Below are 23,170 nucleotides of genomic sequence, written 5' to 3' on the forward strand. Positions count from 1 at the left end.
ATAACCATGAATCATGTGAGCGTATACCATGTGGACGCCTTTACGAGAGAGCCATTTGCAGGCAATCCCGCAGGCGTCATCCCGGAAGCAGGTACTTTGACTTTACAACAAATGCAGAAAATTGCCAATGAGTTGAATCTTCCTGAGTCTGCCTTTTTGATGCCGTCTGACCATCCAGAAGCAGATTTTCGTATTCGCTACTTTTCTCCTTCGGTTGAGATCGATTTCTGCGGCCATGCGACAGTGGGTTCTGCTTGGCTATTGGCAACAGAGCGCGGATGGTTGGAAAAGGGTAGCCGTATTGTGTTTGAGACCAACGTCGGGTTGATACCTGTTCAATTGGTGATGGAAGATGGTCAGTTACAGCGAGTGGAAATGACCCAAATCAAGCCTTCTGTGAAGGAGATTGATTTCGACAGAGAAGAGGTAGCGAGGCTGGTAGGCATAACACCCGCTGATCTGGACGATCGCTATCCAATGAAGCTCGCTTCCACTGGCAATATGCATCTACTCGTTCCAGTCCGCACCAGACAGGCGATTGATGCAGCGCGGCCACTGCTCTCTTCGCTCGCAGAAATGAACAGGGAACACAGCATCACAACAACCCATTTGTTTACGTGGGATGCTCCTGAAGGCTATGACTTGTATACGAGGGATTTTGCGCCTGCGATCGGAATTGCGGAAGATCCCGTAACAGGTGCTGCAAACGGGGCGTTGGCTGGCTATCTGGCATTGGAAGAAAGACTGCCTGCTGGAAAAGTGACACAGCTTGTCGTAGGGCAAGGACATGCGATTGGTCGACCAGGAAAGCTGTATGTAACGGTTGATCGATCTGGAGAGGAGCCTGTTATTCGAGTAGCAGGTGAGGCGCATTTGACGATTGCGGGGCAGATATGTGGGTTAACACAATCGAGACAGAAATAGAGATTATGATGTATGCAAAAAAGAGTTAAACCTCAAGCGAGTAGTAAAATACTTGTTTGGGGTTTCTTTTTCTCACCAAAATCTTTTCTACCAACAAACATATTTGAAACATAAAACAATGACAAAACTAGAATATTATGGTATTTTCTCTGTAAAAATATGTTACGCCTCTCGTATAATCTCGAGTCGCATGGAAGGGGATCGATAGATTTGCTCATAGCCTTAAACATGATCTTTCTACTTATCTTTGCCTTTATATTGGCAAAACTTCTCACCCTATTAAAACAAACCCAGAGACAGGTCCATCACTTCCACCCTTTCATCCCGGAAACAGGACCGGCAATCGGCACCAAACTACAATCACTACCTTTCCGCACGCTAAACGGCCAAGAGCAACAACTAAACCATTTGCCCCGCCCACTGATCGTAAACTTCACACATACAGGCTGCGGGCACTGTGCCAATCATGTGCACGAACTATTGTCAGAGGGAGGGGTACTCACAGATGCATCCGTTATCATCTCAACAGAATCCGAGCACATATCGACTTCCCAATGGCTGCGAGAAAACAACATATCCGGCATCCCTGTACTGATTGGCAACGAACCGATGCTTGAAACCTATCAGATCAATCATTTCCCAAGCGTTTTTGTGATCGACGAACAGGACGTCATTCGTGCCAAACCAATAACCGCCGTGGAAACCAAAAATAAGCTCCTGGCGCTAGCAGGTGAGGCAATATGACGCGTTCCTATTTTACAAAAACGGTTCGATTGATTTGGGCACATGGCAAGCTATGGCTCATTTGTTCCATTGCCCTCAGAATCATCCTGGCATTTTCCCCGTTGGCTACGATCTGGATCATGAAAGAAATGGTGAACGAGGTTACAGCTATTGCGTTAGATCAGACGGATAATTACCAGCCATTGCTATGGCTGCTTGCGGGATTGTTTTCCGTGACGCTGGTGACCAATGCGTTGGAAACGGTCTTGCGCATTCTCGATGCCCATACGGAGCAACGACTGGAATATCATTTGGAGCATATGGTAGCAAAGAAGGCAGCATCTGTTCCGCTCTCTTATTTCGATGATCCGGAATTTTACAATCACCATCACCGCATCCGGGCAGAGGCAATGGGGGAACGCTTTCTGGACCCAGTGGAAAGGGTGTTGGATCTCGGGAAAAATCTGATTACTCTGATTTCCTATGCGGTGTTTTTGCTTAGCATTCACTGGGGATTGGCAGTGATGAGCTTGCTAGCTGTGATCCCGCTGCTCATTGTCCAAATCAAATTTGGTATGTCGGAATACTTTCTCGCAAGGCTCCAGACGCCAGAGATACGCGAAGCTTCTTATATCAGTTCAATCCTGAATGAGCGCGACAGCTCAAAAGAGGTCCGACTGTTTCAGCTAAAGGACTTTTTGCTAGGCAGATGGTCTCGCCTGTATTTGAAAAATATGAAAGAGGTACTTCGTCTGCTCCACCGCAGGGAAAAAGCACTGATTCTCTCAGGGATTTTTACCTCCTCGATGTATATTGGCTGCTTGGGATTGGTCGTATCGCTACTTCGTGCGAGCGCCCTGAAGGTAGGGGATTTTGTAGCCATTGCACAAGCGGTACAGAATACGCAGCAGCTACTTTCGCTCATGACCTTTAACCTCGCACATATCGTCAACAGATGCTTGTACATCGCTGATCTGTTTGACTTTCTGGAATATGAGGATAAAACGATTCCGCAGCTCACTGGAAAAGCTGAGTTTCCCACGAAGCTGCAATCTGGTATTACGTTTGACCGGGTTTCGTTTTGCTATCCCAAAATGGAGCGCAATGTGATCAATGAAGTTTCCTTTACGATCAAGCCGGGGGAGCGTATTGCGATTGTTGGCGATAATGGCTCAGGAAAAACGACGCTCGTCAAATGCTTGATGGGGCTTTATCCGATCCATTCGGGGAATATTCTGTTCGACAATCAGTCGATTCATGAGCTCGATATTTCTGACCTGCAACGAAATATTACGGTCATTTTCCAAGACTTCATTCGGTACAATTTCACTGCCGGAGAGAACATCACCATTGGGAGAGTGACGCAGGAAATCAATCCCGCGCAGATGAGGCAAGTAGCGGTTGAAACCGGTGCAGATACCTTTATTCGCAAGCTTCCCAGTGGATACGATACGATTTTGGGTCGGACGCTACAGGACGGCGAAGACCTGTCAGGCGGACAGTGGCAGAAGATAGCCTTGTCTCGGGCTTTGTACAGAAGAGGTGAGATTTTTATTCTGGACGAGCCTACGGCTGCACTTGATCCGCAGGCAGAACTGGAAGTATTTCAGCAGTTTGATTCTCTCACACAGAACAAGACGGCGATTTTTATTTCCCATCGGATGGCTGCAGCACGAATGGCGGATCGGATTTTTGTCATGAAGCAAGGTCAGCTGATCGAAGTAGGGCATCATGATGAGCTAATGGATGCAAACGGAGAATATTCGCGTATGTACCGCATGCAGGCGAAATGGTTTGCGTAACGTAGGAGGGGTGTTATGGAAGAGCTTGGTCTGCTGTTTCGGCTGATTCTCGCCTTTTTATTTCTTAGCACGTTTGTATCAAAAATAAGCGATATGGGCACGCATTTGTCCATTGTGCGCGCCTATCAGATCATACCTTATTCGTGGTCAAAAAGCTTTACGTATATGGATCTGGTGCTGCAAGCCGCTGTAGCGATTTCCTTGTTGATCGGTCTTTTTACAACGCTGGGACTGTCCTTGGCGGTTTTGTTGCTGGGGGCGTACACACTTGCGATCAGTATCAATCTAGCAAGAGGCAGAAAGAAGATTTCATGCGGATGCGGCGGAATGGCGGGAAACCATTTTTTATCGTGGAAGCTCGTTTTGCGTAACCTTGTATTCATCAGTATGGCCGTCTATGTAGGTCAATGGAGCGGGGGCTGGGCGAGTGTTGACCATTATTTATTATCTGGCAATTTCGGATTTGCTAACTGGGTAATCGCTATCTTCTTTTCGAGTGTGTGCATCTCACTGCTCATGGCTATTAGCGGAGAAATCAGTACGTTCCAACATATTTTGCGAAAAAGGCAGGGATGAACATGTCTACAGGCTGGGTGATTGGGTTTGCGGTATTATGGGTGACGGTCATTGCGATTTTGGTTGTCCTGTTTCAAGTATTAAAGGTACTCGGGACATTCATTAACAAAATGGAAGCAGCAGAAGAGAATAGTAGAAGAAGCGACAAAAATATTACTTCTTGAAATTTCAGAAAACGCTTTCAATTATCATATAAGTATTGTATTATATTCCTGATGATACAAATTATGTAAAAAAAGAGGTGATAAGCATGTTCAAGAAATTACTTCAAAAGCTCGGAGCAAGTGCGTTTGCAGGATGCCAAAAAGGGTGCGTAAGAAATGGCCCTTTGTGTGAATGCCCTTGGTAGTTTTTCAGGCAAATAAGTAGAGCAAGACTGTCTCGCAAGTAGAGAATTCTACTACAGGAGACAGTCTTGTTTTTTGAACAAACGAAAATTAACGTTGTAAATCCAAATGAAGCAAAGGAAACGGCCTTCCCGAACCATCCAGTTCAGATCGTCCTGTTTGCACAAACCCATACCGTTTGTAGAAAGCGTGAGCGCCTTCGTTTTGCTCGTTGACATCTACTTTCAGATTAGAGCCATACTTGCGTTCCGCATGTTCGAGTAATCTGCTGCCAATCCCTTTTCCGTGGTATTCTGGATCAACGAACAGCATTTCGATTTTCGTTCCATCGAGGCCAATAAAGCCTACTGGCTCTTTCTTTTCGTTTACTTCCATCCATATCTCAACGGCAGATAGTGCTTCATTTTTTACCATGTTTTTATAAAACTCAATATCTTCTTTCGTCAAAAAATGGTGAGTACGGCAAACAGCACGATACCAAATATCTACCAATTGATCACGATAGCTGGCTTCATAAACAACAGTTTTGGTATTCATCATGAAACCTCCCGATTCAAACTAGAAAACAAAAAAGAGCGCTCTTGAGAGCTTATTATATAGAGTCGCTAGGAACTTTTCTATCATGTTCACAGCTTTTCTATCCTCCCAGAATAATCTGACGATTGATAAGAGGGAAGGGGGAGGGGAATCCTACCTCGCCACAATCCCCCCAGGCACCTCCAAATACTCTCTCTTCTCCACGAACAGCGGCTCTACAACCCCAAACTCATGCTTTAACTGCTTCATTTTCTCCTGAGCCTCCGCTTCCGTCCGATAGTACCCGGCCTCGACAAAGTATCCACCTTGCTTGTCCTTCAATACCCGCATATTGTCCGCGACCAGCAGAGATTCCTCCATAGCCCCGAGCGTCTCTCCATACGGCACGGAAGCAGTGCGCACCGCGTACACAGGCTGCTGCTTTTCTGGCGATACTTCTACTGGCGAAATCGTGATCACAACCTGTGCGGGTTCCTTATACTCTTTCACTTCATAAGCAATCGCTTCTTTAAAAGTCACATTAAACCGCACCAGAGAATCGTCCAATGAAATGATCTCGTAGGCGTCTTCGATATACGGGCTTTGCTTCAATGTCTCGAAATCTTTGACAGCCGAAAATCTTCTCGCACCGCCAACAGCAAACGTCATCGTATTCGGATATTCTGTAAAACTTACGTGGAAGGAGCTGGCGTTCTGCTGTACCTCATTATCCTGGGTAAAGTTCAAGATGATGCTTTCCCGGTCTCCTTGGTTCTGTACCGTAATGAAGCTAACATCTACGGCATCCTGAGGAGTACCGCCGCCTGCACTGCCTTTATTGAATTGTAATATTTTCACCAGCTTGCCCAGACCAGGTACGTTTTCCAAAGCACTTGCAAAAGCGGGCATCGTGTTCACGCTGACCGTGAAAAGAACAAAAACAGCAGCTGCGCTTACGCCAGCGTGCTTTACCCAACGAGTTCTTGCTTTCACGCGTTTTCGATGCAGCTTGCCACGTTCGATGGCTTGCTCGGTGACTGCCGCCAACTCTTCGGGAATTTCAATATCGTGATAGGCTTGTTTATAATCGTCCAGCTTTTTATCCAAGAGATTCACGCTCCCCAATGTTCACTTTCAATTTCTCCAGTCCGCGGTAAATGATCGACTTTACGGAACTGAGGGGTATGTCTAGCACATCGGCAATGTCCTTGATGGGCATGTCTTCGAAATATCTCAGCATAATGACCGTTCTGGATTTTTCATCGAGCTGGCCTAAGGCATCATGCAAGTCGATGACATCTTCTCGCGGTTTCTGCTCGTAGCTGCCTTCATGTTCTTTATCCATATAAACGACTTTTTTTGCTTTGCGTATGTGATCCAAGGCGCAGTTGACGGCAATTTTGGTCAGCCAGGTTTGAAAATATTGCGGCTGCTTCAATTTGTGTACGGAGATAAAGGCGCGGTAGACAGTCTCCTGCACAATTTCCAGCGCGTCTTCCTTGTTTCGTACATAAGTAAAAGCCATTCGATATATTTTTTCTCTACTCTCTTGGATCAGAAGCGTAAAGCTGTTTTCATCACCGGAAATGGCTCTTTGCGCCAGTTCAGTTTGATTCACGATGCTGCACACCCTCCTTACTGAATACGTTAGGTTCTTCCTTACTTCTCGAAAATAATCCCGCAGCGCGAGACACACTGCGGGAGCGTAGATCCTTTTTATCCTTGCTGCAATGGAAGTACCATTTTATTTTTCATTTCGCCGCTTTCTTGATCGATTTCAAACAGTTCGAGGGTGCTTGGCTTATTTTTAGATAGATTGCTCAGCGGAATGACAATCTCCTGAGAGAATTCACCCCATTCCGGGCCGCCTTTCGATGCTGTTCCAAAGCCTTTGGCAATTACTTGTTCGCCTTGCTTCACGGCATATTGATAGGTGCCTTCGAAAACACTAGCTTCGCCGGATACTTTGTACACGACAGTTGTTGCCGCAAGCTTCAGGGTACGAAATACGTTATTGTTTTTTACTTTATCGGAGCTATCTAATGGAATGGAAAGCTTGTTGATGATCGCGCCGTTCTCTTGGTTGATTTCAAACATCTCGAGCATCAATGGCTCGTTTCCGATCAGTTCGCTTGTTGGAATCTTAATCGTTTGCGCAAAAGTTCCCCATTCCGGGCCACCTTTTGAAGCTGTGCCGAATCCTTTTGCCAAGACGTGCTTCCCTTGCTTGACTGCGTATTGGTATGTTCCTTCAAAAACACTCGCTTCCCCTTGTAAGGTGTACAGTAGAGCAGGTTCTGCTAGTTTGATATTCCGGAACATAGTTTGCTTGGCAGCTTCGTTTGCTTTTGTTTCTTGCTGCGTGGTTACTGGGGTAACAGCTTGGTTAGCCCAAGTAGTGCCGAGAGCTCCAGCAAAAACAGAGCAAGTCAAAATAGAAGCAGCAAATACAGTGATGGTTTTTTTATTCATGGTATGTCTCTCCCTTATATGGCATATGGCCGTCATGATTGATTGTTTTTAGTTGTAGCTTCATGAAGTTTACATGGGTTAGACGGGGGAGGGATGCAAAAAGACGCAATAGATTTTATGGAAAAAAACAGAAAAACCGTCGAACTCGGTTTAACCGAAATACGACGGTTTTATCATTTTATCAAGAAACAAGGTTGCGAGTGGGGAGGTGAATCATATCATGCTACACACCTGTCCGACGGCTACCGCATTTGGTAGGTTACCTACTGGAATGGAAGTGATGATGGTGTTGGTTATGGTATTGATGACGGATACGTTATTACCAAGGTTGTCGAGAGTACCTGAATTCGTCACATAAGCGTACACCCGACAAGTATAGATGGAACTGATCGCACAAATCGGGATCATACGTGTGCCAAAATCCCCAGTAAGAATCACACTGCCTTTATCGACTCGGAAAACACTTCCTTGTAGTCGCTTCAGTTTCTTCCGTAAATCTTGAAAGCAGTTTGGGCTACCTGATTCAGATGGCACGGTGAATTTTTCAACCTTCATTTCCACTTTCTCTGCTTCGATCTTGATTTCATCTGCATATAGCTTGTCTCTGTCTGCACCTTTTTCTGGATCGTTCCGTTCATTCGCCATACATACGCACAATGTTAATAACTGAATATTAAAAATGTTATCGTCAATTGAAATCAGATTAGGCTATACTATTCTTGTGTAAAAATCTTCTAATTTAGTGGGGGCGGAAAGAATGAAAAAACTCGTTTCTCTGGCAGTCGTTGCAAGTATTGCGATCCCGTTACTGAGTCCGACTTTTGTCCAACATGCTGCTGCAAACCCTATTCATGACTATCGTAACGAAGTTCAGGTCAACCAGTTCCGCCCACATGGGGGAGATAAGCAGGAAGTAAATGATTTCATCGCATCCCTGGTGAAGCAACGATCCAAACCTGCTGAGGTAGCAAAGCTGGTAGTAGGTGACTCCATGACGAATTTTGCGATGAAAACCTATGTGGAAGGATTGGCGAAATACAAAAACATTCAGGTGATTGAAGCAAAAGTGGACAAGCTGTACACCGTCACGAAAGAGGATGCCTACAATAACTACCGCGCGATTGTGAAATTTAAATACGTCGGGTATACCGCAGATAACAAGGCCATTGAAAAAACGGATTATCTTGGCTTGGCCAGACTCGGGACAGACCCGGTGAACTGGAAGGCGTGGGGCGTCATTTGGCAGGACTCTGGCATCGATGTGTCAGATGTGAAGCTGATTCAGTTGGAGAAGCCACGCAAAGGCGAAGAAATATGCGTGATCACGACTGATGCCGGTGTGATCAAGCTGAGACTGTTCCCGAACAAAGCTCCAAAAGCGGTGGAAAACTTTAAGACTCTGGCGAAAAAAGGGCAATACAACAATATGATATTTCACCGTGTGATCAACGATTTCATGATTCAGGCAGGAGATTTGAAAGGGCCGGATGGGAAGGAGCTGCCGAGTATTTACGGAGAGTCTTTTGAGGACGAGTTTAGCCGAGATCTGTTCAACTTCAGAGGAGCGCTCAGTATGGGGAACGCGGGACCAAATACGAACAGCACACATTTCTATATTGTACAGAGCCCCAAGGTAGATCAGGAGTATCTCGATTTGTCGGCGCTGCCGTTGAATGCAGAAGCGAAGTATAAAGAAATTGGCGGACGAGCTTACCTCGACAATCGCCACACTGTTTTTGGTCATGTATTTTCCGGGATGGAAGTCGTAGACAAGATCGCTGCCCAGAAAACAGATGAGAACGCCAAGCCCATCCAAAATCCGGTCAAGGTGCAAAAGATCGAATTTGTCCCGTATAACGAATAAGCTTAGCCAGCAAAAGCCCCCTCTCATTCCTGTCATTTGGGATGACGAGGGGGTTTGTCAATGAAGGGGAGATACAAGTTAATACGGCTCCCAGCGCAGTTTTCGTGCTTTCTCGAATCGCTCTTCCACATATGGCCAGTTGACGATATTCCACCAGTTTTCTACATACTTGTCTCGCTGGTTTTGATACGCCAGGAAATAGGCATGCTCCCATACGTCCAGAGCCAGTAGCGGAATCACATCCCATTGTGACAGGTTCTGGTGCTTTTCGGCTGTTAGAATCTCTAGATGATGTGCTCGCGGGGACCAAACAAGGATTGCCCACCCAGGACCTTCTACCTTTTCTGCCGCCTGACTAAATTGTCTCTTAAAGGCGTCGTACGAACCGAAATACCGATTGATTGCCGCTGCGAGATCACCGGAGGGCGTGCCACCCCCATTTGGACTCATGGATGGCCAAAAGATCGTATGCAAATAATGACCGGCCCCATTGAAGGCTAGCTCGCGTGCCCAATGGCGTACGAGATCGAAGTTGCCACTTTCTCGCGCCTCTGCCAGCTTCCGCTCTGCTGTATTGAGATCGTCTACATACTTTTGGTGTAGCTTGTTGTGATGGATTTGCATGGTAGCTTCATCGATGTACGGCTCCAAAGCGTTGTAGGCATAAGGGAGCGGCGGGAGGGTATGTCGGCCGACCGCCACGGGGCGTGCCGCACGGACTGGCTCACGTGCACCGGGATAGGAAACGGGTTCTGGCTCTACAGGCACTTGTACTTCTTCCGCCACCGCTGGCTGTGCATTCATTGATTCCTGAACAGGTTCCCTCACCTCTCCTTCCAGATGCTCATCTTCACTCAACTGAGCCAGTCGTAAAAAGTGATGGAATTGCTCCTGCACCTGTTCTGCGCGAGTGATGAGGGCAGGGAGTTCGTCGCTTTCTATTGTCGAATCAAGCTTCGATGCTTGCCTTCCGATCACTGTAAATGTTTCTTCGAATTTGTGCAGATGCCGTTCGAATTCTCGGTTGAGGGTCTTATGTCTTCGCAAATGCTCGATCCATTGTCGGCCCCATTGGCTCCAGTCCAACAAATTCTTGGCTTCTTCTACCAAAAGATTCTCCTCCTCGTGGGCACATCATCTCTCCCCACATTATGAAAGGCGCCTAGAGAAGGTGCGACATTTGCGGAGTACAAGAAATTTCATCTCCGCATATGGTAGTAGCACAAATGTTTGAGTGGTATGCTGTACTATATTCATTTCAACAGGGGAGACACATTAGCATGAGTAGAGAACGAGCGATTGCCGTTATTGATTCAGGAGTGGGAGGATTAACTGTTGCGAAGGAAGTCATGCGTCAGCTACCCGAAGAACGGATTGTTTATGTAGGCGATAATGCCCGTTGTCCGTATGGCTCCAAATCGCCGGAAGAGATTCGTGCCTACAGCTTTCAAATGATCGATTATGTGATGCGTACACCGTTAAAAGCATTGGTGATCGCCTGTAATACTGCGACTGCCGTCGTGCTGGAGGAAGCGATGGAGGATTTGCCACTGCCCGTCATTGGGGTGATTGAGCCAGGGGCACGTGCGGCTGTACAAGTGACGAAAAACGGAAGGGTCGGTGTCATCGGGACAGAAACGACCATTCGTACCAAGGCGTATGAGCGTGCGCTTTTACGGATTCAACCGGATCTGCACGTCTCAGGCATGGCTTGTCCCGCATTTGTGCCACTGGTGGAGAGCCACATGGCGAACTCGGAGGAAGCAAGAAGAGTCGTAAAAGAAACGCTCGCCCCGTTCTTGCACGAAGATTTGGACACGTTAATTTTGGGTTGTACACACTATCCGTTGCTCGCACCGGTCATTTCGGAAGTGATGGGAGATCGAGTACGCTTGATCAACTCCGCAGAAGAGACAGCGCGAGAATTGTCCCTGCAAATTGCGACGGACGCCGAAAGCAAGCAAATAGAGCGTCCGGAACATCTGTTTGTGACGAGTGGGGACGCCCACAAATTCCGGACCATTGCAGAAGAATGGCTGGATTGCAAAGTGAACGTCCGGCACAACTCATTGGAAAAAACCGTCCATCCCTGATGGAAGACCTTGTCTAGCGAGACAAACTTTCAACGCATAAACCCAAGCCTAGCTCGTATACATGGTAGTACAAAGTGTCTGGAGGAGGCTGGGGTAATGAAGATAAGGCACATCGGGAAAATGACGGCCGTGCTGGGGGTTAGCGCAGTGCTTTTGTCGGGCTGCGGTCTCTTTGGCCCGGAAAAGGAAACGATTCGTATTGATGCACCACCACAGTCAGAGGTATCAGTTGATTTGCCAAACGGCACGCCGACCCCGGATGCTGCAAAAGAAGGTGCACAACCGGTCGTTCAGGAGACTGGAGAGAGAATGGTGTATTTGCAGGATGCTAACGGATACATCGTTCCTGTCTCGATGACTCTTCCGAAATCAGAAGGTCCTGCCAAACAAGTATTGAGCTACATGGTAAAAGGTGGTCCGGTAGAGAGCATGCTCCAGGGTGGCTTCTCCGCTGTCTTGCCTAAAGGGACAGAAGTAAAAGGACTTGTCATTAAAAATGGCATAGCCACTGTCGATTTTTCCAAAGACTTCAAAACGTACGAGGAAAAAGACGAGAAGAAAATTGTCGATGCAGTCACCCGGGCGTTGACGGAATTTAGCAACGTCAAGACTGTGCAAATTTGGGTGAACGGAACGCCGTTGACGGAAATGCCAGCAGCCAAAACACCGATAACGCTATTAGACCGGAATCAAGGAGTCAATCTCGAATTGGGCGATGGGGCGGTACCAGGAGATACCTCCAGCATAACGGTTTATTTCCAAGGACAGCTGGATGATACACGTACGTATTATGTCCCAGTCACTCGCCTGGTTCCTGAAACGGCTGACATTGCCAAGGCAACCGTTGAAGAGTTGATCAAAGGACCGAAACAAGGGTCTCAGCTCTTTAGTTCCTTGCTGCGTACGACACGTGTTCTGGATGTGAAGCAGGAAAAAGAGTTGGTGACAGTCAATTTGAGCAGTGACATCCTCAAGTATGACGATGGTAAGGAAGCGAGCCCAGAAGCTCTGCAATCACTGGTCTTGTCATTGACAGAAACGACAGGAGCCAAGCAAGTGCAGCTGCTGGTGGAAGGAAAACCGCTAGCCAGTGGTGAGTTTACCAAGCCAGTGAGCCGCCCGGTTCAGCTCAATCCCATACAGATGTAAGGAACGAGCCACGCCCGTATTAACGAGCGTGGTTTTTGTTCGCCACTTGCTTGCTTGTCACCAGTGCTTACAGTCCTCCAGCCGCCAAGGAGCAACCGATGTCTGCTTGAAATTTTTATTCAAGAATATTTGCAATTAACGTAAATAAGGAAGAGACGTTTGTGCAGTGGCAGATCGTTTCCCGCCTCTGGTATAATGAGCGGAGTGTAACAAAGTGATTTAGGAGGAACTTGGAATGAGAGTGGATGGCCGTGCCCATGATCAATTGCGTCCTGTAACCATTACGCGCAATTACATTAAACACGCAGAAGGATCGTGCCTAATTGAAGTCGGAGACACAAAGGTGATTTGTACGGCGACTTTGGAGGACCGGGTGCCGCCTTTTATGCGTGGTGGCGGGAAGGGCTGGATCACAGCCGAGTATTCCATGCTTCCCCGAGCAACAGCGACCCGCAACGCGCGTGAGTCGTCCAAAGGAAAAGTCGGTGGACGCACAATGGAGATTCAGCGTCTGATCGGACGTGCTCTGCGATCCGTTGTGAACCTTGAAGCAATGGGTGAACGCACCATTTGGCTGGATTGCGATGTCATTCAGGCAGACGGAGGTACGCGGACAGCTTCGATTACCGGAGCCTTCGTGGCAATGGTAGACGCGATGCAAAAGCTGGTGGATAGTGGCACCTGGAAGCAGTTGCCGCTCAATGACTTCCTGGCAGCGACCTCAGTAGGGGTTGTCGGCGAGGAAGCAGTGCTCGATCTCAACTACAAAGAAGATTCTACAGCGATTGTCGACATGAATGTCGTCATGACGGGAAAAGGAAAGTTTGTCGAGCTGCAAGGAACAGGGGAAGATGCTCCGTTTTCACCTGAACAGCTACAAGAAATGATTGCCCTTGCAAAAGTTGGCATTGACAACTTGATTAACAGTCAAAAAGAGGCGCTCGCTGATGTTTCGCTCTCTTTTGCACAATCAGTAGCGGAGGAAAGTCATGCCTAATCGAAAAAAAGTCGTTCTTGCAACACGTAACCAAGGAAAAGTGAAAGAATTCAACAGGCTGTTCGCAGATGCTGGCTGGGAAGGAATTAGCCTCGCTGAATTTGACGGTGTGCCCGAGGTAGTAGAAGACAAGGACACCTTCGAAGGAAACGCGCTGAAAAAAGCAATCGAAATCTCTACATACTTGAAAATGCCAGCCCTCGGTGACGATTCTGGTCTGGAAGTAGATGCGCTGGAAGGACGCCCAGGGGTTTACTCCGCACGCTTTGCCGGGGAAGATGCAACAGACGAGCAGAATTGGCGTAAATTGTTGAAAGAGCTGGAAGAGGTGTCGACAGAGGAACGCACAGCCCGCTTTCGTTGTACGTTGGCGTTGGTGATTCCTGGCGAGGAGCCAATCATTGCCACTGGCGCTTGTGAGGGTGTGATCGCGCGTGAGTCAAAAGGGACAAACGGCTTCGGATACGATCCGGTATTCTACATTCCATCGATGGACAAAATGATGGCTGAACTCATGCCAGAAGAAAAGAACCAGATCAGCCACCGCGCTCGTGCCATGCAGCAGCTGCTTGAAGTCATCAAGTAGACAAGAGAGAAAACAGGAGAGTGAGGCGTGATGGGAATTCTCATCATGAGCGATAGCCACGGCTTGGTTCGGGAAGTAAGCCAGGTCGTCAACCGACATCATGTCGAAAAAATTTTGCATTGTGGCGATTTTTGTGTCGACCATAAGCGCGAGCCGTTTTCCAACATGACGCTTGTCCGAGGCAATTGCGATTCGACACAAGAGGTGCCGACTGAGCAAGAGACCGAATGGCGCGACCTTCACATCCTGCAAACGCACGGGCATCTTTTCGGAGTGAAAGGCTCTCTTCTGCGCCTTCATTACCGTGCAGAAGAGGTAGGAGCAAATGTAGTTGTATTCGGTCACTCTCATGTACCTGTCTGTGGCGTCGAGAGAGACATCTTGTTTCTGAATCCGGGCAGCTTGCAAATGCCGCGAGGTTTTCACGTACCGACATATGCTCTTTTAGAAGAGACAGGAACGACTCCGACAGAAGTTTACATATCCGTGGCGTTTTATGATCATTTAGGCAACCCGGTTCCACAATTGGGAGGGAACTATTCTGTTCGTCGACCAATGAGGTCTTCTTGAAAACTAAAAGATTTGTGCTATACTAGAATGGTTATAATGGCTAGAATATTATCATCCGAGCCTGCGAAGATACCATGGCGCGGCTGGCGATGTTCTGTTGATTCGATTTAGGAGGGGAAGTTTACGTGGCAGCAAATTGGGAAAAGGTAGAGAATAACCAGGGAGTCCTGACGATTGAAGTAGATGCTACGCAAGTAGACGCAGCATTGGATCAAGCGTTTAAAAAAGTGGTTCAAAAAGTTCAAGTTCCAGGATTCCGTAAAGGAAAAGTACCACGCAAAATGTTCGAATCCCGTTTTGGTGTAGAATCTTTGTACCAAGACGCTCTTGACATTCTGCTTCCAACTGCATACGGACAAGCTGTTCGTGAAGCTGGTATCGAGCCAGTAGATCGTCCAGAAGTAGACGTAACGCAAATGGAACAAGGGAAAAACCTGATCTTCAAAGCGACTGTAACTGTGAAGCCTGAAGTGAAGCTGGGCGACTACAAAGGTCTGTCCATCGAAGATAAAGACTTCTCTGTAACTGAAGAGAGCGTTGACGCTGAACTGAAGCGTATGCAAGAGCGTCATGCTGAGCTCGTTGCAGTAGAAGAAGGCGCAGCACAAACAGGCGATATCGCTGTAATCGATTTCGAAGGCTTCCAAGACGGAGTAGCTTTTGAAGGCGGTAAAGCGGAAGATTACTCTCTGGAACTGGGTTCCGGTACTTTCATCGCAGGGTTCGAAGAGCAACTGGCTGGCTTGAACATCGGCGAAGAAAAAGAAATTACCGTAACTTTCCCTGAAGAGTACCACTCTCCTAACCTCGCTGGTAAAGAAGCGGTATTCCAAGTAAAGCTGAACAGCCTGAAGCGCAAAAACCTGCCTGCTTTGGATGATGAGTTTGCCAAAGACGTGAGCGAGTTCGACACGCTGGAAGAGCTGAAAGCAGACACCAAGAAAAAACTCGAAGAAAAAACAGCGCAAGAAAAAGATCAATATGTTCGTGAGCAACTCGTTCTGAAAGCAGCTGAAAGCGCTGAGATCGATTTGCCAGCAGTAATGGTTGAGCATGAATTGGATCAAATGGTAAATGAATTTGGTCAACGTCTGCAATACCAAGGCATGACGCTGGAACTGTACTACCAGTTCTCCGGCATGGATGAGAGCCAACTGCGTGATCAATTGCGTGCAGACGCAACATCCCGCGTTCGCACTTCCTTGACTTTGGAAGCAATCGGCAAAGCAGAAAACATCGAAGCAACAGAAGAAGATGTAACTGCAGAACTCGAGAAACTGGCTGGCGTATACGGCCGCCCAGCAGACGAGCTGCGCAAAATCTTCTCCGCACAAGATGGCATGGCTGCTCTGTACCGCGATGTGCAAACTCGCAAAACAGTAGATTTGCTGGTTGCAGAAAGCAAAGTAACAGCATAAGCTTAGAAGAACGCATGATTGGTCAGTGGGCAGGCTAACCCTGAGCGCTGGCTGTCAAGACCACAAGGCACGAGTGTATCGTGCCTTGTTTTTCCACCATTGACTTTTTTCGGCAAAGGAGGAAAATACATAATGTTAATCCCTATGGTCATCGAGCAAACAAGCAGGGGCGAGCGCTCCTATGATATTTACTCGCGCCTCCTGAAAGACCGGATTATTCTCTTGGGCACCGAGATTGATGATGAAATCGCCAATCTTGTTGTTGCTCAGCTGCTTTTCTTGCAGGCAGAAGATCCGGACAAAGACATATCGCTATACATAAACTCTCCAGGTGGTTCTGTTACAGCAGGAATGGCCATCTATGACACCATGCAGTACATCAAACCGGATGTGTCCACGATTTGTGTGGGCATGGCTGCCAGCATGGGTGCTTTCCTGTTGGCTGCTGGTGCAAAAGGCAAGCGCTTCGCTCTGCCAAATGCCGAAGTAATGATTCACCAACCGCTCGGTGGTGTGCGTGGGCAAGCAGAAGACATCCGCATTCATGCGGAATGGATTATGAAAACGAAGCGCCAGCTAAATGAGATTTTGTCTGAGCGGACAGGTCAGCCTTATGAACGCGTAGAGCAAGATACAGATCGCGATAATTTCATGAGCGCAGAAGAAGCAAAGGCCTACGGATTGATTGACTCTATTATCGAACGCAAAAACTGACCCGTTGTGAGGTGAAGCGCATGTTTAAGTTTAACGACGACAAAGGCCAACTGAAGTGTTCCTTCTGCGGCAAGTCCCAGGAACAGGTGCGCAAGCTGGTAGCTGGTCCTGGTGTTTACATTTGTGACGAATGTATCGAACTGTGCAATGAAATTGTACAGGAAGAACTGGGTACTGAAGAAGAAATCGATATGAAAGAAATTCCAAAGCCAGTGGAAATTCGCAAAATCTTGGACGACTATGTGATCGGTCAAGATATGGCGAAGAAGTCCTTGTCTGTAGCGGTGTACAACCACTACAAACGGATTAATTCCGGGGCGAAGATCGAGGATGTGGAACTGCAAAAATCCAACATCATGCTGATCGGTCCGACTGGTAGCGGAAAAACGTTGCTCGCGCAAACATTGGCGCGCATTCTGAATGTACCTTTCGCGATTGCGGACGCAACTTCTCTGACAGAGGCAGGCTATGTGGGTGAAGATGTTGAAAACATCTTGCTCAAGCTCATCCAGGCTGCTGATTATGATGTTGAGAAGGCTGAAAAAGGAATCATTTACATCGACGAGATTGATAAGGTAGCCCGCAAATCGGAAAACCCATCCATCACGCGTGATGTATCTGGTGAAGGCGTTCAACAAGCGCTTTTGAAAATTTTGGAGGGGACCGTTGCGAGTGTGCCACCACAAGGCGGACGTAAGCATCCTCACCAAGAGTTCATCCAAATCGACACGTCGAACATTTTGTTCATCTGCGGCGGTGCATTTGATGGCGTCGAGCAGATTATCAAGCGTCGTTTGGGTAAAAAAGTCATCGGTTTCGGTGCAGACTTCGGCGATGGCGTAAAAGGCGATCTGAAAGCCGGAGAATACCTGAAATACATTTTGCCGGAAGACCTGCTGAAATTTGGTCTGATTCCGGAGTTCGTCGGTCGTTTGCCAGTGCTGGCTACCTTGGAGCCACTGGATGAGGAGACGCTCGTGCGTATCCTGACAGAGCCGAAAAACTCTTTGGTGAAACAGTACCAAAAACTGCTGAGTCTCGACGGTGTTGAGCTGGAGTTCGATAACGGTGCGCTCATGCAAATCGCGAAAGAAGCGATTAAGCGCAACACTGGTGCGCGCGGCCTGCGTGCGATTATCGAACAAATCATGCTCGATATGATGTATGAGCTTCCTTCCAGAGAAGACGTCAACAAGTGCGTGATTACCGAAGAAACGGTTCGCGACAAAGTGAAGCCGCAATTGTTGACCAAAGAAGGCCAGGAATTGCACGAAGAAACAGCATAAGTATTGTCTACACAAACCATCTCGTTATAGGCGAGGTGGTTTTTTTGTTGTTGGTTTATGTCTACGCTTGCGGGGCAATACTACTTGATATCGTTCAAGAGAAGCTTTACATATGCACAAAACGGTCAGGAACGTGTTCCCCTCTCTTCGGGGGACAAAAGTTGACCGCAAGCGAAGACGCATGGGAGGGACTGCATATGGACTATACGACATTGGTCATTGCTGTCATTGAAGTGGTTGTTGGTATCGTGATCGGCACCTACTTTTGGAACTTGCTGCGAGCGCAGAGAAACACGAAAACCTCAACCGAAAAGGAATCGCGTAAGGATCTTGATTCTATTCGTAAAATGAGAATGGTTGCATTGACTGAGCCTCTGTCAGAGAGAACAAGACCAGCGACTTTGGAAGAAATTGTAGGACAAGAAGATGGGCTTCGTGCGTTGCGTGCCGCTTTGTGTGGTCCCAACCCACAGCATGTCATTATTTATGGACCGCCTGGTGTAGGCAAGACCGCAGCGGCTAGGGTCGTGCTGGAAGAAGCGAAGAAAAATCAGCTATCGCCGTTTTCTTCTGATGCCAAGTTTATTGAAATTGATGCGACGATTGCTCGTTTTGATGAGCGCGGGATTGCTGACCCGTTAATTGGCTCTGTACATGATCCTATTTATCAAGGGGCAGGCTCGCTTGGGCAGGCGGGAATTCCGCAGCCAAAGCCAGGCGCTGTGACGAAAGCGCACGGTGGCATGCTTTTTCTTGATGAAATAGGGGAACTTCATCCTGTGCAGATGAATAAGTTACTAAAGGTTCTTGAAGACCGTAAAGTCATGCTAGAGAGTGCTTACTACAGCGAGGAAAATAACCAAATTCCTTCGCATATTCATGACGTTTTCAAATACGGTTTGCCGGCCGACTTCCGCCTGGTTGGAGCGACGACAAGGCTACCAGAAGAACTGCCTGCTGCGCTTCGTTCCCGTTGCCTGGAAATCTTTTTCCGCCCATTGAAAGCTGGAGAAATTGGGAGTATCGTGCGTACGGCCGTGCCTAAAATGAATATGAATATGGAAGATGGTGCTGTTTCCGTGATCGAGCGCTACGCGACCAATGGACGTGAAGCGATCAATACACTGCAAATCGCTGCGGGAATTGCCTTGACGGAAGACCGCAATGACATCCAGGCTGCCGATGTGGAATGGGTGATGCACAGCAGTCAAAAATCGCCTCGCCCAGAAAAGCAGGTACATGATACACCGCAGGTCGGATTGGTCAACGGTCTTGCTGTGTACGGTCCGAACATGGGCAGTGTGATGGAGCTGGAAGTGACTGCTTCTCCCACCGCTGTTCCTGGTCAAGGTCGAATGGCGATGACAGGAATGGCTGAAGAAGAGGAGATGGGCAGCCGTAGCCGGACGATCCGCCGGAAGTCGATGGCAAAAGGATCGATCGAAAACGTTTTGACTGTCCTGAACAGAATGGGCGTCCGCCCGTATGATTACGATCTGCATATCAATTTTCCGGGAGGCATCCCTGTTGATGGGCCTTCTGCGGGCATTACCATTGCTACTGCGATCTACTCGGCGATTTTTAATCAGCCTGTCGATAATTTACTGGCCATGACTGGCGAAGTCAGTATTCATGGGAAGGTAAAGCCAGTTGGAGGTGTAGTTGCGAAGGTAGAGGCCGCCAAACAAGCGGGAGCGACCAGAGTCCTCATTCCACAGGAAAACTGGCAAAGCATTTTTGCAGACATGAAAGGGATCGAAATCATACCAGTGTCAACTGTCACTGAGGTAATTGAGCTAGCTGTACCGCAAGTTACTATGCAAGAAGAAGAGGCGACGGGATTTACTTTGCAAATCCCAGCAGAGGATCTCGCTTCCTCTCCGCTATCCCTGTAACAGTCGGGTATGCTCGCGGATTAGACATCGGATTGTGTTTGCGCTACAATGGAAAAAAGCTTCTGCTTGCAAAGAGCCTGAGGCCTTGCCCGGCCTGAAACGAGCTCCACAAAAAATGATTGCGAGATCTTTTTTGTCTCGTTTTTTGGGGCCGGGCGGGCGTTTGAAAAACGGCTTTGAGGGCCGTTTTTGTCTGTTATAAGGCTCTTTGTAAGAGGGTAGATCAACAAGGAGAGGTGCATCCGCTTGGGCGAACGTTCCGGTAAACGAGAATTACCGCTTCTCCCGTTGCGAGGATTGCTTGTTTATCCGACAATGGTACTCCATTTGGACGTTGGACGGGAAAAGTCCATCCGCGCATTGGAGCAAGCCATGGTAGACGATAACAAGATTTTGCTTGCGACACAGGAAGAGGTCCATATAGAAGAGCCAGATGCTGAGCAAATTTACAGTATTGGTACCGTTGCGCGTGTGAAACAAATGCTGAAGCTGCCGAATGGGACAATCCGTGTATTGGTAGAAGGCTTGCAACGCGCGAAGATCGAGGAGTATCTTCAACAGGAAGATTATTTCGTCGTGTCGATTACATATTTGCAAGATGAAAAAACAGAGCAAAACGAAGTGGAAGCATTAATGCGTTCCTTGCTGGGCCACTTTGAGCAGTACATCAAGCTGTCCAAAAAGGTTTCTCCAGAGACGCTAACCTCTGTGCAGGACATTGAGGAACCGGGACGTTTGGCAGATGTGATTGCTTCGCATTTGCCACTCAAGATGAAGGACAAACAGGAAATTTTGGAGACGACCAACATCAAGGAACGTCTCGAAATTCTTTTAACCATTTTGAACAACGAGCGCGAAGTACTAGAGCTGGAGCGCAAGATCGGCAACCGCGTGAAGAAACAGATGGAGCGCACGCAAAAGGAATATTACCTGCGTGAGCAAATGAAAGCTATCCAAAAAGAGCTGGGCGACAAGGACGGACGCCAAGGTGAAGTAGATGAGCTGCGTGCTCAGCTCGAAAAATCGGATGCTCCTGAGCGGATCAAAGCGAAGATTGAGAAGGAGCTCGAGCGTCTGGAAAAGATGCCGGCGACTTCTGCGGAAGGCTCAGTCATCCGTACGTATATCGATACCTTGTTTGCACTGCCGTGGGCGAAGACGACCGAAGACAATCTGGATATTCATCATGCACAGCAAGTTCTCGATGAAGATCATTACGGCTTGGATAAACCGAAGGAGCGCGTCTTGGAGTATTTGGCAGTACAAAAGCTGGTAAACTCCATGCGTGGACCAATCCTTTGTCTGGTAGGCCCTCCGGGTGTCGGGAAAACATCTCTGGCCCGTTCCGTAGCGCGTGCAATCGGTCGCAATTTCGTTCGCATTTCCTTGGGTGGAGTACGCGATGAAGCAGAAATTCGCGGACACCGCCGCACGTATGTCGGTGCTCTCCCAGGACGAATCATACAAGGAATGAAGCAAGCAGGTACGATTAATCCTGTCTTTTTGCTGGATGAGATCGACAAGCTCGCGTCCGATTTCCGTGGAGACCCTGCTTCTGCGCTGCTCGAAGTACTCGATCCAAACCAAAATGATAAATTCAGTGACCACTATATCGAAGAGACCTATGATTTGACGAACGTCATGTTTATTACGACCGCAAACAGTCTCGATACGATTCCGCGTCCGCTCTTGGACCGGATGGAGGTCATCTCGATTTCCAGCTATACCGAATTGGAAAAGCTGAACATTTTGCGTGATTACCTCTTGCCGAAGCAAATGCAGGATCACGGTCTGGGCAAAGATAAGCTGAAAATGAACGACGATGCGATGCTGAAGCTCGTTCGTTTGTACACGCGAGAAGCGGGTGTTCGCAACCTCAATCGCGAAGCAGCCAACGTATGCCGCAAAGCTGCCAAGCTGATCGTGAGCGGGGAGAAGAAGCGTGTCGTGGTTACGGTAAAGACATTGGAGACACTGCTTGGCAAACCGCGTTACCGCTATGGACTGGCGGAGAAAAAAGATCAAGTCGGCTCCGTTACGGGTCTGGCTTGGACACAAGCAGGTGGAGATACGCTGAATGTAGAAGTCAGCATTTTGCCTGGAAAAGGTAAGCTCACCCTGACAGGGAAACTGGGTGACGTCATGAAGGAATCTGCGCAGGCTGCGTTTAGCTATATTCGCTCCCATGCAGATCAGTGGGGAATTGATCCGTCCTTCCACGAGAAGAACGATATCCACATCCATTTTCCAGAAGGGGCGATTCCAAAAGACGGTCCTTCTGCTGGGATTACCATGGCAACCGCACTCGTATCCGCCCTGACGAAAATCCCTGTGAAAAAAGAAGTGGGGATGACCGGGGAGATTACATTGCGAGGTCGGGTACTGCCAATTGGCGGGCTGAAAGAAAAATGCATGTCTGCTCACCGTGCAGGTTTAACCACGATCATTTTGCCAAAAGACAACGAGAAGGATATCGAGGATATCCCGGAGAGCGTACGCGGTGAACTGTCATTCTATCCAGTTGATCATTTAGATGAAGTGCTGCGTCACGCGCTAACTAAACAGCCAGTAGGTGACAAAGCATGAAAGTAACATCATCAGAGTTTATTATCAGCGCGGTTGGACCGAAGCAGTATCCTACGGATGGTCTCCATGAGATCGCGCTGGTAGGACGCTCCAACGTAGGGAAATCATCCTTGCTCAATAAAATGATGAACCGCAAAGGGCTTGCCCGGATCAGTTCTCGTCCGGGTAAAACCCAGACATTGAACTATTTCCGTGTCAATCAAATGCTCTACTTCGTTGACTTCCCGGGTTATGGGTATGCAAAGGTAGCGAAGACGATCAAGGAACAATGGGGAAAAATGATCGAGGGCTATTTGAAAAACCGGAAAGAGCTTCGCTTCATTATTCAACTGGTCGATATTCGCCATGCTCCGAGTAAAGACGATATTGCGATGTACGATTGGTGCAAGCAAATCGGGATCCCTACCGTAGTCGTAGCGACGAAAGGTGATAAAATCGCTCGCGGGCGTTGGCTACAGCATACGAAGATCATCCGTCAAAGCCTGAATTTGCGCGGGGATGATACGATCATTGTATTTTCCTCGGAGACAGGTCAAGGCAAGGATGAACTGTGGGCAGAAATCATGCGTCGTATCCGTGCTGGCGAGGAAATGGCCAGGGAGACGGCTGCCAAGGCTGAGGAGACTGCTCCAGCCAATGAGTAATTCTTAGA

General features: G+C 48.0%; 23 protein-coding genes. 17 read left to right on the plus strand and 6 right to left on the minus strand.

The window, feature by feature from the left end; genetic code table 11:
• The first annotated feature begins 6 nt into the window (after nt 1-6).
• The 5 genes from HPY28_RS09950 to HPY28_RS09970 all read left to right on the plus strand — a co-directional run bounded on the left by HPY28_RS09950 (nt 7) and on the right by HPY28_RS09970 (nt 4,189).
• The gene (locus HPY28_RS09950; protein ID WP_174230506.1) at nt 7-924 is read left to right on the plus strand and encodes a PhzF family phenazine biosynthesis protein; all 918 of its coding nucleotides are present in this window, start codon (nt 7-9) and stop codon (nt 922-924) included.
• A gap of 210 nt (nt 925-1,134) precedes the next feature.
• Nucleotides 1,135-1,668, plus strand: coding sequence for a TlpA family protein disulfide reductase (locus HPY28_RS09955; RefSeq protein ID WP_174230507.1), 534 nt, complete (start codon nt 1,135-1,137; stop codon nt 1,666-1,668).
• The gene (locus tag HPY28_RS09960; RefSeq protein ID WP_017247480.1) at nt 1,665-3,449 is read left to right on the plus strand and encodes an ABC transporter ATP-binding protein; all 1,785 of its coding nucleotides are present in this window, start codon (nt 1,665-1,667) and stop codon (nt 3,447-3,449) included. Before HPY28_RS09955 ends, HPY28_RS09960 begins: the two co-directional genes overlap by 4 nt.
• Nucleotides 3,450-3,464: 15 nt before the next feature.
• Nucleotides 3,465-4,025, plus strand: coding sequence for a MauE/DoxX family redox-associated membrane protein (locus HPY28_RS09965; protein ID WP_174230508.1), 561 nt, complete (start codon nt 3,465-3,467; stop codon nt 4,023-4,025).
• Nucleotides 4,026-4,027: 2 nt separating this feature from the next.
• On the plus strand, nt 4,028-4,189 hold the full coding sequence (locus tag HPY28_RS09970) for a hypothetical protein (RefSeq protein WP_167403182.1): 162 nt from the start codon (nt 4,028-4,030) through the stop codon (nt 4,187-4,189).
• A 273-nt stretch (nt 4,190-4,462) separates the two neighbouring features.
• Here HPY28_RS09970 and HPY28_RS09975 read toward each other — a convergent pair whose 3' ends face one another.
• The 5 genes from HPY28_RS09975 to HPY28_RS09995 form a co-directional block, all read right to left on the minus strand.
• Nucleotides 4,463-4,909 (minus strand): acetyltransferase, encoded by a 447-nt coding sequence (locus tag HPY28_RS09975; RefSeq protein WP_174230595.1) that lies wholly within the window; start codon nt 4,907-4,909, stop codon nt 4,463-4,465.
• 153 nt (nt 4,910-5,062) lie between these two features.
• Complete coding sequence (locus tag HPY28_RS09980) at nt 5,063-5,995, minus strand: DUF4179 domain-containing protein (protein ID WP_174225865.1); 933 nt, start codon at nt 5,993-5,995, stop codon at nt 5,063-5,065.
• Entirely contained in the window at nt 5,988-6,506 is a 519-nt protein-coding gene (locus tag HPY28_RS09985) for a sigma-70 family RNA polymerase sigma factor (protein WP_017247485.1), read from the minus strand. Before HPY28_RS09985 ends, HPY28_RS09980 begins: the two co-directional genes overlap by 8 nt.
• Nucleotides 6,507-6,604: 98 nt before the next feature.
• Nucleotides 6,605-7,360: a Gmad2 immunoglobulin-like domain-containing protein gene (locus HPY28_RS09990; protein WP_174230509.1), complete on the minus strand. Its 756-nt coding sequence runs from the start codon at nt 7,358-7,360 to the stop codon at nt 6,605-6,607.
• Between the two features lie 213 nt (nt 7,361-7,573).
• Nucleotides 7,574-8,005 carry a hypothetical protein gene (locus tag HPY28_RS09995; RefSeq protein WP_017247487.1) on the minus strand — a complete coding sequence of 144 codons (432 nt, stop codon included), beginning with the start codon at nt 8,003-8,005 and terminating at the stop codon, nt 7,574-7,576.
• Nucleotides 8,006-8,117: 112 nt separating this feature from the next.
• Here HPY28_RS09995 and HPY28_RS10000 point away from each other — a divergent pair, with 112 nt between their 5' ends.
• Nucleotides 8,118-9,224 carry a peptidylprolyl isomerase gene (locus HPY28_RS10000; protein ID WP_017247488.1) on the plus strand — a complete coding sequence of 369 codons (1,107 nt, stop codon included), beginning with the start codon at nt 8,118-8,120 and terminating at the stop codon, nt 9,222-9,224.
• Nucleotides 9,225-9,302: 78 nt separating this feature from the next.
• Here the strand turns inward: HPY28_RS10000 and HPY28_RS10005 are convergent, their stop codons facing one another.
• Nucleotides 9,303-10,334 carry a superoxide dismutase gene (locus HPY28_RS10005; protein WP_174225862.1) on the minus strand — a complete coding sequence of 344 codons (1,032 nt, stop codon included), beginning with the start codon at nt 10,332-10,334 and terminating at the stop codon, nt 9,303-9,305.
• A gap of 170 nt (nt 10,335-10,504) precedes the next feature.
• Here HPY28_RS10005 and racE point away from each other — a divergent pair, with 170 nt between their 5' ends.
• The 11 genes from racE to yihA all read left to right on the plus strand — a co-directional run bounded on the left by racE (nt 10,505) and on the right by yihA (nt 23,162).
• Nucleotides 10,505-11,317, plus strand: coding sequence for a glutamate racemase (gene racE / locus HPY28_RS10010; protein WP_174225861.1), 813 nt, complete (start codon nt 10,505-10,507; stop codon nt 11,315-11,317).
• Nucleotides 11,318-11,413: 96 nt separating this feature from the next.
• On the plus strand, nt 11,414-12,466 hold the full coding sequence (locus HPY28_RS10015; protein ID WP_174225860.1) for a GerMN domain-containing protein: 1,053 nt from the start codon (nt 11,414-11,416) through the stop codon (nt 12,464-12,466).
• 235 nt (nt 12,467-12,701) lie between these two features.
• Nucleotides 12,702-13,463: a ribonuclease PH gene (gene rph / locus HPY28_RS10020; protein ID WP_017247492.1), complete on the plus strand. Its 762-nt coding sequence runs from the start codon at nt 12,702-12,704 to the stop codon at nt 13,461-13,463.
• Nucleotides 13,456-14,049, plus strand: a complete 594-nt coding sequence (locus tag HPY28_RS10025; protein WP_174230510.1) for an XTP/dITP diphosphatase — start codon at nt 13,456-13,458, stop codon at nt 14,047-14,049. The genes rph and HPY28_RS10025 overlap by 8 nt, the downstream gene beginning before the upstream one ends.
• Nucleotides 14,050-14,079: 30 nt before the next feature.
• On the plus strand, nt 14,080-14,619 hold the full coding sequence (locus tag HPY28_RS10030; protein ID WP_174230596.1) for a metallophosphoesterase family protein: 540 nt from the start codon (nt 14,080-14,082) through the stop codon (nt 14,617-14,619).
• 125 nt (nt 14,620-14,744) lie between these two features.
• Complete coding sequence (gene tig / locus HPY28_RS10035; RefSeq protein WP_017247495.1) at nt 14,745-16,037, plus strand: trigger factor; 1,293 nt, start codon at nt 14,745-14,747, stop codon at nt 16,035-16,037.
• A 132-nt stretch (nt 16,038-16,169) separates the two neighbouring features.
• Complete coding sequence (clpP, locus tag HPY28_RS10040; RefSeq protein WP_007722241.1) at nt 16,170-16,751, plus strand: ATP-dependent Clp endopeptidase proteolytic subunit ClpP; 582 nt, start codon at nt 16,170-16,172, stop codon at nt 16,749-16,751.
• A gap of 20 nt (nt 16,752-16,771) precedes the next feature.
• The gene (gene clpX, locus HPY28_RS10045) at nt 16,772-18,037 is read left to right on the plus strand and encodes an ATP-dependent protease ATP-binding subunit ClpX (RefSeq protein ID WP_007722243.1); all 1,266 of its coding nucleotides are present in this window, start codon (nt 16,772-16,774) and stop codon (nt 18,035-18,037) included.
• Between the two features lie 197 nt (nt 18,038-18,234).
• Nucleotides 18,235-19,932, plus strand: coding sequence for an ATP-dependent protease LonB (lonB, locus tag HPY28_RS10050; RefSeq protein ID WP_174230511.1), 1,698 nt, complete (start codon nt 18,235-18,237; stop codon nt 19,930-19,932).
• Between the two features lie 246 nt (nt 19,933-20,178).
• The gene (lon, locus tag HPY28_RS10055) at nt 20,179-22,518 is read left to right on the plus strand and encodes an endopeptidase La (RefSeq protein ID WP_017247497.1); all 2,340 of its coding nucleotides are present in this window, start codon (nt 20,179-20,181) and stop codon (nt 22,516-22,518) included.
• Nucleotides 22,515-23,162 (plus strand): ribosome biogenesis GTP-binding protein YihA/YsxC, encoded by a 648-nt coding sequence (gene yihA, locus HPY28_RS10060; protein WP_017247498.1) that lies wholly within the window; start codon nt 22,515-22,517, stop codon nt 23,160-23,162. Before lon ends, yihA begins: the two co-directional genes overlap by 4 nt.
• Nucleotides 23,163-23,170: the final 8 nt, after the last annotated feature.

Origin of the sequence: Brevibacillus sp. HB1.2, assembly GCF_013332495.1 — a bacterium.
Classification (GTDB): Bacteria; Bacillota; Bacilli; order Brevibacillales; family Brevibacillaceae; genus Brevibacillus; species Brevibacillus porteri.